Source organism: Rubricoccus marinus (genome assembly GCF_002257665.1).
GTDB classification, from domain to species: domain Bacteria; phylum Bacteroidota; class Rhodothermia; order Rhodothermales; family Rubricoccaceae; genus Rubricoccus; species Rubricoccus marinus.
Window position 1 is genome coordinate 656,435 of the sequence record NZ_MQWB01000001.1, and the last position, 12,634, is coordinate 669,068.

Here is a 12,634-nt window from a genome sequence, read left to right on the forward strand (position 1 = left end):
TGTCCGCGCCAGAGGCCTCTGGCGCGGGCCCGACGCCTCTGGCACACCTGCGAAAGCGGGGGCGCCAGAGGCGTTTTGTGTGGCTATGTCTCCGCAGGGCGTTCGGCTGCACCCACCGCCGGCGCCAGAGGCCAAACCGACGTTTCACGTGGGGGCGGAAGCAGCGCGCCCGTTCGCGCGTAGGCTCCCGCGATGACCGACTCCATCCAGCTTCACCCCGCCGACGCCGAAGCGCGCCTGGGCTTCGACACGATCCGCGCCCGGCTTCTGGCGCACGCGCGCACGCCGTACGGCCGCGAGAAGCTGGAGGCGCTCCAGCCTGTTGCCGACGTGGACGCTGTGGCGGCGCCTCTGGCGCGAGCAGGAGAGATGCAGAGCGCCGTCGCCAGCGGCTCGCCCGTGCCCGTCCGCGAGACGGCCGACATCCGCGCGACGTTGCGTCGACTCGGCCCCAAAGGCTCACGCGTCTCGGGCGAGGAACTGGCTGACGTACGCCACACGCTCGAAACGCTCCGCGCGCTCCACGACGATTTGCACGGACGCCAGAGGCATGCGCCCGCGCTCTGGCAGATCGGGCAACGCGTGGTGGTCATCAAAGCGCTGGAGGACCGCATCTTCCGCACGATCGATGAGAATGGGGAGGTGCGGGACGACGCGAGCCCCGAGCTTTCGCGCTTGGCGCGCGCGATCCAGAACGCCGAGGGGCAGGTGCGCAGCGCCGTCCAACGAGCGCTTCGCGAGGCGACCGCCCAGGGCTGGGCGACCGAGGACCAACCGACGATCCGCGGCGGGCGCGCGGTGATTCCGGTCCGCGCCGAGGCGAAGCGCAAGATCAAGGGCTTCGTACAAGACGTTTCCAGCACGGGGCAGACCGTGTTCGTGGAGCCCGCGGCGGCCGTCGAGATCAACAACGAGATCCGTGAGCTTCAGGTCGCCAGAGGCTACGAGATCGAGCGGATCCTGGCGGAGGTGAGCGCGCACCTGCGCCACCACCGTCCTGAGATCGAGCGGAGCCTGGAGGCTCTTGCCACGCTGGACGCGGCGCACGCAGCGGGACGGCTCGCGCACGACCTGGGCGCCATCGTGCCAGAGGTCGCCAGCGCGGGCGCGATGCGGCTTGTCGGCGCGCGAAATCCGGTGCTGATGCTACACGTGGCCTCTGGCGAGGGGCGGGGAGGGAAGGAGGCCTCTGGCGCCAGAGGCTCGGAAGCGGCAGGGGAGCCTGCCGCGCGAGCGGCCCGCGACGTGGTGCCGCTGGACCTGAGCCTGGGCGACGAGCACGTCACGCTTGTGGTGACGGGACCGAACGCGGGCGGCAAATCCGTCGCGCTGAAGACGGTTGGCCTGTTCGCGCTCATGGGGGCCTGTGGCCTCCCGGTCCCCGCCGCGCCTGGCACGCGGCTCGTGCTGCCGACGCGGATCTTCGTGGACGTAGGCGACCGGCAGTCCATCGAGGACGACCTCTCGACGTTTACGAGCCACCTGCAGACGATGCGGCGGGTGCTGGAGGAGGCCGACGAGCGCTCGCTCGTGCTTATCGACGAGGCGGGAACGGGGACGGATCCGGCCGAGGGCGGCGCGATCGCGGAGTCCGTGCTGCGCCGCCTCACGCAGCGCCGCGCGATGACCGTCGCGACGACGCACGTCGGCGCGCTCAAAGCATTCGCGCACGACACGCCCGGGGCTGAGAACGCGAGCATGGAGTTCTCGCGCCAGAGGCTGGAGCCGACGTACCGGTTCCAGACCGGCATTCCGGGCTCGTCGTACGCCTTCGAGATCGCGCGGCGCGTGGGGCTGGACGGACCGGTGATCGACGAGGCGCGCGCCAAGGTGGGCGAGAGCGCGGCGCGGCTCGAAGACTTGCTCGCCGAGGCGGAGTCCCGGGCCGAGGAGGCCGAGCGGACCCGCGCCGAGGCAGAGATCCAACTCAAGGAGGCCAACCGCGTCCGCGCGGACTACGAGCAGCGCCTGGAGAAACACCGCGCCGAGCGCGACGCCATCAAGGCCGCCGCTCTCGCCGACGCCGACTCCATCCTGCGCGACGCCAACGCCGCCGTGGAGCGCGCCGTCCGGGAGATCAAGGAGGCCGAGGCCGAGAAGGAGGCCACGCAACTCGCTCGCCAGAGGCTCGCCGAGACGAAGGAAACCGTCCAGCGGCGCTCGCGCAACGTGGACAAGCGCCGCAAACGCCGCGCGCCGAGTACTCCGGGCGGCGCCCTGCTCGGCCCCGCCTCTGGCGCGAAGGCCGCCGGTGCGCCGGCCTCTAGCGGTCCCATCGCAGTAGGCGACCAGGTGCGGATCGACGGCAACGGCGCCTCTGGCGAGGTGCTGGAGCTGACCGGCAAGGAAGCGGTGATCGCGCTGGGCGCGCTCACAAGCCGCGTCAAGCTGAAGCGGCTCACCAAGGTGGGCGGGCGCAAAGAGCAGAAGGTGTTCGTCAAAGGCGGCGGCGCGCACGAGCCGCTGCCCATCACGCGGGCGCGCGTCAAGGTGGACCTCCGCGGCCAGCGCGTGGAAGACGCGCTCCAAGAAGTGGAGCGGTTCGTGGACGAAGGCATCGCGGCCGGGTTGCCCAGCGTCGAGATCCTACACGGCAAGGGGACAGGAGCGCTGCGGCAGGCCATCCAGAACCAACTCGCGCGTCGGCGCGACATCGTCGGCTTCGAGGCGGCGGAGTGGGACCAGGGCGGCGACGGCGTGACCGTCGTGCGGCTGGCGTGACGGGGCCACTGGCGCCTGTGACGGACAGCCTGGAGGTCCGGTGGTTCTTCCGCGGGCCTCTGGCGCCAGAGGCCGGGGCGTGGTTCGCGTCGCTCGGGCCCGACGTCGCGGACGAGACGCGGACGGACCGCTACCTCGTGCCAGCGGAGAGCGACGATCTGGGCCTCAAGATCCGAGAGGGGACCGTCCAGGCCAAGCAGCGCGTCGGCGCGTTCGGCACGCGGCCTTTGGCGCCGGGCGCGCGCGGCGGCGTCGAGGCGTGGCGGAAGTGGACGCTGGGATCGGCCGGTACGGTGCCGGGCGAAGGCTGGATCGACGTGGCGAAATCGCGGCGCCAGAGGCCGGTGGTCTTGCTGGGCCGGCACGCCCGGTGCGCCCTCGAACTCAGCGAACTCGACGCCCGCGGCGAGGCGTGGTGGTCCGTCTGCCTGGAGGCCTCTGGCGCGAGCCCGCGCGCGCGGTGGATGGCGCTTCGCGAGAGCGCCCGGCTGTGGCTCCGCACGGCGCCAAGCCTCAACGAGGAGCACGCGATGGGCTACCCGGCGTGGTTGCGCCGTTTCGCAGGCTGAGCACGGCACGGGACACCCTGTCCGATATGGAGACCGGCGCCAGCGGCCCAAACGTGCCGTGCAGCCACATTGCGCACGGCGCGATCTGCGGCCTACCTTTTGCTGTGCCTCCGACGTCCGACCCCGTCGCCACGTCCCCTATTCTGTGAGCGTACCCCATTCGATCTTCCGTTTCTCGCTCGTGTGTGCGATCGCACTCGCGAGCGTCTCGTTCGTGGCGTCCCCGTCCCTTGCCCAGGCCGACGAGGCGCTGGAGCGCGTCTCCCGTGCCCTCGAAGAGGGCGATTCCGAAGGCGCGCTCGTCGACGCGGCCTCTCGCGTCGAGGTCGTCGTGTTCGGCGAGGGCGGCATGTACCGCCAGGGGCAGGCCACGCACGTGCTCAAGGACTTTTTCCGGCGCTACCCGCCGTCCCGCGTCGCCTTTGGTGAGCAGTCCTCGTCGGACGATGGGCGGACGGCCATCGGCCGCTACTGGACGCGCGATGGAGGGTCGCCTCTGAGCGTCCGCGTGGTGCATCGCGTGGAGGGCCGCCGCTGGGAGCTCGTCGGGATCCGCATCGACCGCGGGGCCGCGTTCCGTCCGGGGCTCTAGGCCCTGAGGACGCTCGGCACACCGCCTCGGCGGAGAACCCGCAGACGTCCCGCCTCTGGCGCCAGAGGCCCTGAGCCGTCCGCGTAGCTTCCGACGTGACCGACGCCCCCGCTTCCCCGGACTCCTCGACTTCCGTCCGCCAGAGGCGCGCGGCGGTCTTTGGAATCGTCGCGCTGGGGCTCGCGCTGCTGATCCCGCTTACGTGGGCGCTCGAAGCCGCCGTCGTGGCCCGTTCTGGAGGGGATCGCGCCGCACGAGTGGCGCAGGAACGGACCGTCGGCGCCGTCAGGGCCCGCGCGTCCTCGCTCGTGGCCTCGATGCAGCGCGAGGCCGTCACCGTGGCTGCGCTCCCGGAGGTCCGGGCCGCTCTTACAGCGCCAGAGGCGGCCGTGTCCGGTGACCCCGGCGAGGCGCTGGGTGCGCTTCTGGCGCGCGCGTTGCCGCCGTTTACGTCGGTCGAGGTGTACCGTCCGGGGCTCAAGCTCGTGGCGTGGAACGGGGACACGTTCCGGCTCGGCGTGCGCGCAACGCCGGACACGTTGCTCTCCCTGGCCGTGCCGGACCCCGCTGAGCGCCGGGCGCTCACGGTCTGGGCGCCCGTCGTTGTGCGCGACACGCTTCGCGGCGCCGTGCGCGTCGTGCGCCTCGCGCAAGCGGCCGTCCCCGTTCGCAACCGCTTTCTCCAGGACTACGACATCGCCGACGAGTGGCGTGATGGCATCGACGGCCCGTTCGAGGTGCTCATCTCCGGCCGCGCGTCGCCGCCCCGGCCGGGCGCGCAGCCTCTGGCGGGGATCGCGGGCCGCACCATCGGGTGGGTGCGCGTGCCCGTCCCGACGGCCTCAGCGTTGACCGACGGCGTGCGCGCGCGCTTCCGCAACGCGATGGCGTTCTGGGCCGTGCTCTTGCTGGGCTGGCTCCTCTGCGGCCTCGGCGGGCTTTTCGCCTACGTACTGCGCAGCGCTGCTCGCGGCGACACCCCGCGCCTCTGGCGCCGGAGCGCGACCGTCCTCACAGGCTTCGCCGTGGCGCTGACGGCGAGCCGCTACGCGCTGCTGCACCTGGACGTGCCCGTGCGCTGGCTCGGCAATGGCCGCGAGACGCCGCCGCTGTTCGACCCGCTGATCCTCGCCTCCGACTTCGGCTGGGGCCTCGTGAGGTCTCCCGGCGACTTCGCGCTGACGGCGCTGTTCGGTATCGTCCTCGCCGTCGCGATCCTCGCCCACGCGCTCCGGCGCGCGGCCTCTGGCGCGAGTCCGGCGCGGTTCGGCGCCAGAGGCCTCGGGCGCATGCTGGCGGTAGGCGCCGTGAGCGGGCTGGGCGCGAGCGCGGTCGGGTTCGTGGCGCGGAGCGCGGTTTTGGACGCGCCGCAACTGGGCTACGCGGACCGCACCGGCCCCATCATTGATGGCCTCCTTGCGCTCGCGATGGGGTCGGTCGTCTCGGTCGCAGCGGCCGTGATGTGCGCCATTGCCGGGGCCGTGTTGATGACGCGGGCGTTCGCCAGAGGCGAGGCGTTCGCCGTGGCCGCTCTCGCGGTCCTCGCGGGCGCGCTACCCGTCGTTTGGCTGGGCGCGATGGCGGCGGCCTCTGGCGTCGCGCTCGCGCTGGCGGGGGCGGGGCTGGGCCTGGCACTCGGCGGGCGGGTGGACCGATGGGGCTGGCCGCTGACGTTCCGAGGGCTGCTCGCAGGCGTGTTCGTGCTCGCGCCCGTCGCGTACGGGTTCATGGCCGGACCGCTAGGGGAACGAACCGACGCCCTCCTCTCCGACGCCGCGCGGAGCTTTGCCGGCGGCCGCGATGAGCGCGTCACCTACGCGTTGGACCAGGTCCTCGCCGAAGCCCGCGCCGACGACGCCCTCCGCCCGGCCTTGCTCGACGCCGTCGCCGTGGCCGACTCGCTCCGCCGCCGCGGCACGCGTGTCGCGCCCGGGCCTCTGGCGCCAGAGGCCGTCCTGGACACGACCGACGTGGCGCTCGCGACGCTGGACTCCACGCGGCAGTCGCTGGGAGATCTCGCCGCTGGGCTCGTCCAGAGCTCGCTGCTAGGCTCGCTCGCCGACGTTGCCGCCGAGCTCCGCTTTATCAGCCCTACCGGCGACACGCTCGGCGGCTTTGCCGAGGGCGGCGCGCCCCCCGCGCCGAGCGCCGACCCGCTGGCGTTTGCGAACATGCGAGATCGGTACCTGGAGCGCGACGAGGGCGGCTTCTTCGTAGGCAGCGCGCCCTCGCCGGACCGCCGCGGCCTGCCGCGCTACGCGGGCATCGGGCCTCTGGCGTCGGCTAGTGGCGAAGCCTCTGGCGAGGAGCCCCGCGCGTGGATCTACGTCCGCGCCACGCCCCGTCCGGCGCGCTTCGCCGCCGAGACGCCGTTTCCGCGCGTGCTCGCGCCCGCCAACCTGTTCGGCCTGGACGACGAGGCCGTCGCCTACGCGGAGTACGACGACGGCGTCCGCGCCAGAGGCGGTGACGAAGCCCCGTTCAAGCTCCCCGAGACCATCTACGACGCGCTGGAATCCGGCGCAGGGGCCGCGCTGCTCAACGAAAAAGCCGACGGCGAGACCGTCCGCGCGTTCTACGTCCGCGTGGGCAGCGGCACGCGCGATGTCGTCTCCGCCCGCGTCGCCGGCGGCGATCCGCTCGACGTCTTGCTCGTCCTGCTCCGCCTCACGCTCGCGGGCCTGGGCGTTGCCGCGATCCTGTACGCCGTCGGCGTGCCCATCCGGCGCCGCATGGGCCTGTTGCCCGCGCCGCGCACGCGCTTCCGCGACAAGGTTCTCAACCGCTTTCTGTTCGTCGGCCTCGCGAGTGTGGCGCTAACAGGCCTCGTGGGGCAACGCGTGATCGAGGAGCAGAACCAGCAGGCCGTGCGCGACCTCTTGCGCCAGAGGCTCGGTCGCGTGGAGGCGGCGCTCTCGGCCGATTCCGACCCGGGCACACCGACGGGCGCGCTGCTCACGCGCGCCCGGCCCGACGCCATCTCGGCGTCGCTCGGCTTCGACGTGCACCTCTACGGCGGCGCGGACCTGCTCGCGTCCTCGCGCCGCCAACTTGTGAACCAGCGCCTGATTGAGCCGCGCCTGCCCGCCGAGGTGTACGACGCGCTCTACGTCCAGGGCCGCCCGTTCGCCTTCGCCGAGAGCCGGATCGGGACGGCCGACGGTGGCTTTGCCTACACGACCGGCTACAAGGCGCTTCCGGACTCGCTCGGCAATCCCGTCGGCGCTGCCGCCGTGCCGACGCTGCCGGAGCAGGCGGCCATCGAGGCCGGGCAGGCGCGCATGGTGACGTACCTGTTCGGCGGCCTTCTCGTGCTCCTGGTGGCGATCGTGGCGGGTGCGGCGCTTCTGGCGGGACAGCTCACGCGGCCGTTCGGCCGCTTGCAGCAAGGCTTGCGCGCGGTCGGGGAAGGGCGGAGCGAGGAGCCCATCCCGGTCGAGACCCGTGACGAGGTGGGCGAACTCGTGGAGACGTTCAACGCGATGCAGGCGCAACTGGCGGACAGCCGCCGCAAGCTCGCCGAGCAGGAACGCGAGCTGGCGTGGCGCGAGATGGCGAAGCAGGTGGCGCACGAAATCAAGAACCCGCTCACGCCGATGAAGCTCAGCGTGCAGCACCTGCGCCACATCTTCCGCGCGCCCGGCGAGGACGATCCGCCAGAGGCCCGGAAGTTTGCCGGGGCGTTCGAGCGCACGACCGAGATGCTCGTCGAGCAGATCGAGAGCCTCCGCCACATCGCCAGCGAGTTCTCGGACTTTGCGCGGCTCCCGCTGCGCAACCCGGAGCCGTTGGACCTGAGCGAGATCGCGCGCGACGCCGCGGCTCTTTTCGAGACCGAGGCCATGGGCGAGACGGCCCGCGCCACGCTCCAGACAGACCTCGCAGACCAGCCTCTGGCGACGGTCGCGGACCGAGAGGAGCTGCGCCGCGCGTTCGTCAACCTGCTCACGAACGCCCACCAGGCGATGCCCCACCGCGACGACCAGACGCGCCCGGGCCGCATCATCCTCCGCACGCGCCACCAGACCGCGCCGGACGGAACCGAGTGGGCCATCGCGGAAGTCGCCGACACAGGCATGGGCGTCCCGCCAGAGGCCCGCGAGAAGATCTTTCAGCCGTCGTTCTCCACCAAGTCCAGCGGCATGGGGCTGGGCCTCGCCGTCGTCAAGCGCGCCGTGGAGGCCGCTGGCGGGAGCATCGCCTTCGAGACGGAAACCGAGGGCCAGGCGACGGGAACGACGTTCACGATGCGGCTGCCTCTGGCGCCAGAGGCCGGGACTTCTGGCGATGGCCACGCCGCGAGACTATAGGGCAAGGCTCGCCGCGTTCGGCATGCCTCGCTCGCGATAAGCAAGGGCCGGGTTGGACTGACGCCCGAGCGCCAGCGGCTGAACATTTGCGCGGGACCTGTATGATGTGGTACCGTCGCCTACCCTTCCAGCGCAGCTCATGGCCCTCACGATTGGCGTCCCCCGCGAGACCGCACCCGGCGAGGCGCGCGTCGCCCTCGCGTCCGATGCCGCCCGGCGGCTCGTCCGCAAAGGCTGCGAGGTCCGCGTAGAGCAAGGGGCAGGGGAACGCGCCTTCATCTCCGACGCCGACTTCGAGGCCGCCGGGTGCCACATCGTGGACCGTGCCGAAGCCCTCGCCTCTGGCGCCGTTTGCACCGTCTCTGGTCTAGACGCCAGCGGCCTCGACGGGTTGGCCTCTGGCGCCGTCGTGCTCGGCCTCTTGCGTCCGTTGGACGACACCACGGCTGTCGAAGCGCTCGCCGCCAGAGGCGCGACGGCCGTAGCGATGGAGATGGTGCCGCGCACCTCCCGCGCGCAGCGCATGGACGCGCTCTCGGCCATGAGCACGGTTTCGGGCTACCGCGCGGCGTTGCTCGCGGCGTTCCGGCTGCCGCAGTTCTTCCCGCTCCTCACGACCGCTGCCGGAACGGTCCGGCCTGCGCGCGTGCTCGTGATCGGCGCGGGCGTGGCAGGCCTTCAGGCCCTCGCGACGGCCCGCCGCCTGGGCGCCATCACGGCCGGATACGACGTGCGCGCCGCCGCGCGCGAGCAGGTCGAGTCCGTCGGCGCCAGCTTTGTCGAGTTGGACATGGAGACCGCCGATCAGGAGGACGCGGGCGGCTACGCGAAAGCCCTCGCCGAGGACGAAGCGGCCCGCCAGGTCGAGGCCCTCGCAAAGGTCCTCCCCGACTACCACGTCGTGATCACGACGGCTCTCATCCCCGGACGCGCCGCGCCGGTCCTCATCACCGCCAGAGGCGTGGCCGGCATGCGCCCCGGCTCTGTCATCGTGGACCTTGCCGCCGCGAATGGCGGCAACGTCGAGGCCACGCGCGCCGACGAGGAAATCGTGGCCTCTGGCGTGACCGTTCTCGGCCCGACCAACCTCGCGGCCGAGATGCCGACCCACGCGAGCGAGATGTACGGCCGCACCGTCGCCGCCTTCCTCCTGGAGTTCCTAGACGACGAGGGGACCCTCAACCTCGACCCCGAGGACGAGATCGTCGCGGGCGCCGTCGTGGCCCGGGACGGCGAGATTGTCCACCCGCGCGTGCTCGCCGCGCTCGCGCCCGCCTAGCCGCCTCTGGCGCCAGAGGCCTCTGACGCCGACACGCTCCACCAGCCCGGAACTGGGAACCCCCAAACATGGACCTCTCGCTCCTCGTCGTCTTCGTGCTCGCCTCGTTTCTCGGGTTCGAGCTCATCTCCAAGGTGCCCGCGACGCTGCACACCCCGCTTATGTCGGGCTCCAACGCCATCAGCGGCATCACCATCGTCGGCGCGATCCTTGTGATGGGGGAGACCGGCTCGCCTCTGGCGAAGTGGGTCGGCTTCGCGGCGCTCGTCCTCGCGACGATCAACGTCGTCGGCGGCTTTCTCGTGACCGACCGGATGTTGGAGATGTTCAAGCCGCGCGTCCCCGCGCCAGAGGCCGTCGCCTCGGCGCCAGAGGCCTCGAACGGGGTGAAGGCATGACCGTCCTCACCACCCTCGCCTACCTCGTCGCGTCCTGCCTGTTCATCGTGGGGCTCAAGCGGCTGGGTTCGCCGCGCACGGCGCGGGCGGGCAACCGGCTGGCCTCTGGCGGCATGCTGATCGCCGTCGTGGCGGCGCTTCTGGAGAACCAGATCCTCAACCCGGTCGAACTCGTGGCCGGGCTCCTCGTGGGCGGCATCATCGGCGTCTGGCTGGCGCGCAAGACCGAGATGACCTCGATGCCCGAGCTCGTCGCGGCGTTCAACGGCTTTGGCGGCGCGGCCAGCGCGCTCGTCGCGGGCGCCGAGATGCTCCGTGGTAGCGGCACGCAGATGCGGGAGATCGCCGCCAGCGGCGAGACGGTCTCGTTCGTCCCCGATATGGGGGCGGGCGACCTGTTCATCGTCGCCCTCTCCGTCCTGATCGGCTTGGTCACGCTCTCGGGCTCGTTCGTGGCGTACGGCAAGCTGCGGGGCCGCTCGCTCGGCTCGTTCCCGGGCATCCGCCTGGTGTCGCTGCTGATCGCGGTGGGTGTGATCGCCTCCATCGTGCTCCTGATCGGGACCGCGGGGGAATCGAGCCGGATGGACGAGGCTGTGCTGTTTTTGGGCGGTCTGTCCATCCTCGCGCTCGCGCTCGGCGTCGTCCTCGTGCTGCCCATCGGTGGGGCGGATATGCCGGTCGTCGTCGCGCTGCTCAATGCGTCTTCGGGGCTCGCCGCCGCGGCCACAGGCTTCGTGCTGGGCAACGTCGCCCTCGTCGTCTCCGGCGCGCTCGTCGGCGCCAGCGGCCTCATCCTGACTCGCATCATGTGCGAGGCCATGAACCGCTCGCTCGGCAACGTGCTCCTGGGCGGCTTCGGCGCCGACGCCGCCGCGGCCTCTGGCGCCAGCGGCGACGCGGAGGAGAAGCCCGTACGCCGCACCACGCCCGACGACGTGGCCGTGATGATGAGCTACGCGCAGCGCGTCGTCGTCGTGCCGGGCTACGGCCTCGCGGTCGCGCAGGCGCAGCACGAGGTGCGCGAGATGGCCGACATGCTCGCGGCCTCTGGCGTCGAGGTCGTCTACGCGATCCACCCCGTCGCGGGCCGGATGCCGGGCCACATGAACGTGCTCCTCGCCGAGGCCAACGTGCCGTACGATCACCTGATCGAGATGGACGACGCCAACCCGGACTTCCCCCAGACCGATGTCGTCCTCGTTGTGGGTGCAAATGACGTGGTCAACCCCGCCGCGCGGAGCGACGAGTCGAGCCCGATTTACGGCATGCCGATCCTCAACGTGGATGAGGCGCAGCAAGTCGTCGTCCTCAAGCGCAGCATGAGCACGGGCTATGCGGGCGTCCAGAACCCGCTCTTCTTCCTGGACAACACGCAGATGCTCTTCGGAGACGCCAAAGCCAGCATCAAGGCCATCGTGGGCGAACTCAAAGAGCTCCAGCCCGCATGAGCGGCGCGGCCCTCGCGATCCTCCTGCCTCTGGCGTTTTTCGTGGCCTTCCCGCTGTTCTGGATGGTGGTCATTGGCCTCATTGGGAAGACCGGCTGGAGGCCCCTGGCGGAGGCGTACCCGGCCGAGCGGTGGCCCGCCAGAGGCTACAAGGTGTCCTGGCAGTCAGGGCGGGTCGGCGCGGTGAACTACAGCAACGCGCTCAACGCCGTCGCGACGCCAGAGGGCCTGTTTCTCCGTCCATCGTTCCTCTTCCGGGTCGGCCACCCGCCCGTGTGCATCCCCTGGGCGGCGTTCGTGGATACGGCTCCCGCGATGATCTTCGGCACGCGGTTTATTCTGGAAACCGGGCCGAGCCTCGTGCTCTACGGCAAGCTGGCCCGCGCCGTCACTGCCGCGTTGGAGGCGCGGGACCGGGCCTCTGGCGAGTACGACGCTGCCCTAGAACACGAAAGCGGCGGCCTCCCGTGGGAAGCCGCCGCCGAGACTCGCGAGCCGGGCCGATCTAGAAGGGGAGATCGTCGTCGGGCGTGAAGTCGTAGTTGTCGCCGCCGCCAGAGGACGGGGCGCTCTGACGCTGGCCGCCGCCAGAGGACTGGCGCTGCGGACGGGGGCTCTGGTCGTAGCTGTCGTTGCTATCGCCGTAGTTGCCTCCGCCACCACCGCTGCTATCGTCGCGGCCGCCGAGCATCTGCATCTCGCGCGCCTTGACCTCGGTGGTGTACCGGGTGTTGCCGTCCTTGTCCTCCCACTGGCGGGTCTGGAGCTGGCCCTCGATGTAGACCTGGCGGCCCTTTTTGAGGTACTCGCCGCAGATCTCCGCAAGGCGGGCCCACGCCACGATGCGGTGCCACTCCGTGTTTTCTACCTGGTTGCCGTCGCGGTCCTTGTAGGACTCACTCGTCGCGAGGGAGAAGTTGCAGACGGCCGTGCCGCTGCCGGTGTAGCGAAGCTCGGGGTCTGACCCGAGGTTGCCGACGAGGATGACTTTGTTGATGCCACGTGCCATGGTATAAATGCCCGTTCGGGCGGCTGTTGTGCACGTTCCGCTGGTCCGCAAGCGGCCAGCCGTTCTCTTGAATCCCGCCCGAGTACGCCTCCGGCAGAGCGGCAGTCTAGACACAACACGAGGCCGTGTCTAACCGGCGTTGGTGGAAAATATCCACATTCGGTGTCAACCCTCTGTCACAGGGAGCGAGCGAGAAATACCGGTCGCCTCTGGCGCCAGAGGCCGGGCCGCCGCCACCCCTGTTTGGACATGAAACCTGCCCCGGCGCGAGACGCCGACGACGCGGCGATCTTCCGGTCCGCTCTC

General features: G+C 71.1%; 9 protein-coding genes. 8 read left to right on the forward strand and 1 reads right to left on the reverse strand.

Annotated features, from left to right (window positions below):
- The first annotated feature begins 192 nt into the window (after positions 1-192).
- The 8 genes from BSZ36_RS02565 (at position 193) to BSZ36_RS02595 (ending at position 11,853) form a co-directional block, all read left to right on the forward strand.
- On the forward strand, positions 193-2,721 hold the full coding sequence (locus BSZ36_RS02565; RefSeq protein ID WP_094545701.1) for an endonuclease MutS2: 2,529 nt from the start codon (positions 193-195) through the stop codon (positions 2,719-2,721).
- A gap of 17 nt (positions 2,722-2,738) precedes the next feature.
- Positions 2,739-3,290, forward strand: a complete 552-nt coding sequence (locus BSZ36_RS19195) for a hypothetical protein (protein ID WP_179270981.1) — start codon at positions 2,739-2,741, stop codon at positions 3,288-3,290.
- Between the two features lie 181 nt (positions 3,291-3,471).
- Complete coding sequence (locus BSZ36_RS19200; RefSeq protein ID WP_218827531.1) at positions 3,472-3,882, forward strand: DUF4783 domain-containing protein; 411 nt, start codon at positions 3,472-3,474, stop codon at positions 3,880-3,882.
- A gap of 95 nt (positions 3,883-3,977) precedes the next feature.
- Positions 3,978-8,192, forward strand: coding sequence for an ATP-binding protein (locus BSZ36_RS02575; protein WP_094545704.1), 4,215 nt, complete (start codon positions 3,978-3,980; stop codon positions 8,190-8,192).
- 139 nt (positions 8,193-8,331) lie between these two features.
- Positions 8,332-9,471 (forward strand): NAD(P) transhydrogenase subunit alpha, encoded by a 1,140-nt coding sequence (locus tag BSZ36_RS02580; RefSeq protein ID WP_094545706.1) that lies wholly within the window; start codon positions 8,332-8,334, stop codon positions 9,469-9,471.
- Between the two features lie 68 nt (positions 9,472-9,539).
- Entirely contained in the window at positions 9,540-9,869 is a 330-nt protein-coding gene (locus BSZ36_RS02585; RefSeq protein ID WP_094545708.1) for an NAD(P) transhydrogenase subunit alpha part 2, read from the forward strand.
- On the forward strand, positions 9,866-11,320 hold the full coding sequence (locus BSZ36_RS02590; RefSeq protein WP_094545710.1) for an NAD(P)(+) transhydrogenase (Re/Si-specific) subunit beta: 1,455 nt from the start codon (positions 9,866-9,868) through the stop codon (positions 11,318-11,320). The genes BSZ36_RS02585 and BSZ36_RS02590 overlap by 4 nt, the downstream gene beginning before the upstream one ends.
- Positions 11,317-11,853: a hypothetical protein gene (locus BSZ36_RS02595; protein ID WP_094545712.1), complete on the forward strand. Its 537-nt coding sequence runs from the start codon at positions 11,317-11,319 to the stop codon at positions 11,851-11,853. The genes BSZ36_RS02590 and BSZ36_RS02595 overlap by 4 nt, the downstream gene beginning before the upstream one ends.
- Here BSZ36_RS02595 and BSZ36_RS02600 read toward each other — a convergent pair.
- Positions 11,825-12,328, reverse strand: a complete 504-nt coding sequence (locus BSZ36_RS02600) for a single-stranded DNA-binding protein (protein WP_094545714.1) — start codon at positions 12,326-12,328, stop codon at positions 11,825-11,827. The genes BSZ36_RS02595 and BSZ36_RS02600 overlap by 29 nt on opposite strands.
- Positions 12,329-12,634 lie beyond the last annotated feature (306 nt).

Bases quoted from the DNA above. Each gene is read 5' to 3' on its own strand.
- BSZ36_RS02600 (WP_094545714.1), bottom strand. From the start codon at position 12,328: ATGGCACGTGGCATCAACAAAGTCATCCTCGTCGGCAACCTCGGGTCA.
- BSZ36_RS02565 (WP_094545701.1), top strand. From the start codon at position 193: ATGACCGACTCCATCCAGCTTCACCCCGCCGACGCCGAAGCGCGCCTG.
- BSZ36_RS02585 (WP_094545708.1), top strand. From the start codon at position 9,540: ATGGACCTCTCGCTCCTCGTCGTCTTCGTGCTCGCCTCGTTTCTCGGG.
- BSZ36_RS02595 (WP_094545712.1), top strand. From the start codon at position 11,317: ATGAGCGGCGCGGCCCTCGCGATCCTCCTGCCTCTGGCGTTTTTCGTG.
- BSZ36_RS02590 (WP_094545710.1), top strand. From the start codon at position 9,866: ATGACCGTCCTCACCACCCTCGCCTACCTCGTCGCGTCCTGCCTGTTC.
- BSZ36_RS02580 (WP_094545706.1), top strand. From the start codon at position 8,332: ATGGCCCTCACGATTGGCGTCCCCCGCGAGACCGCACCCGGCGAGGCG.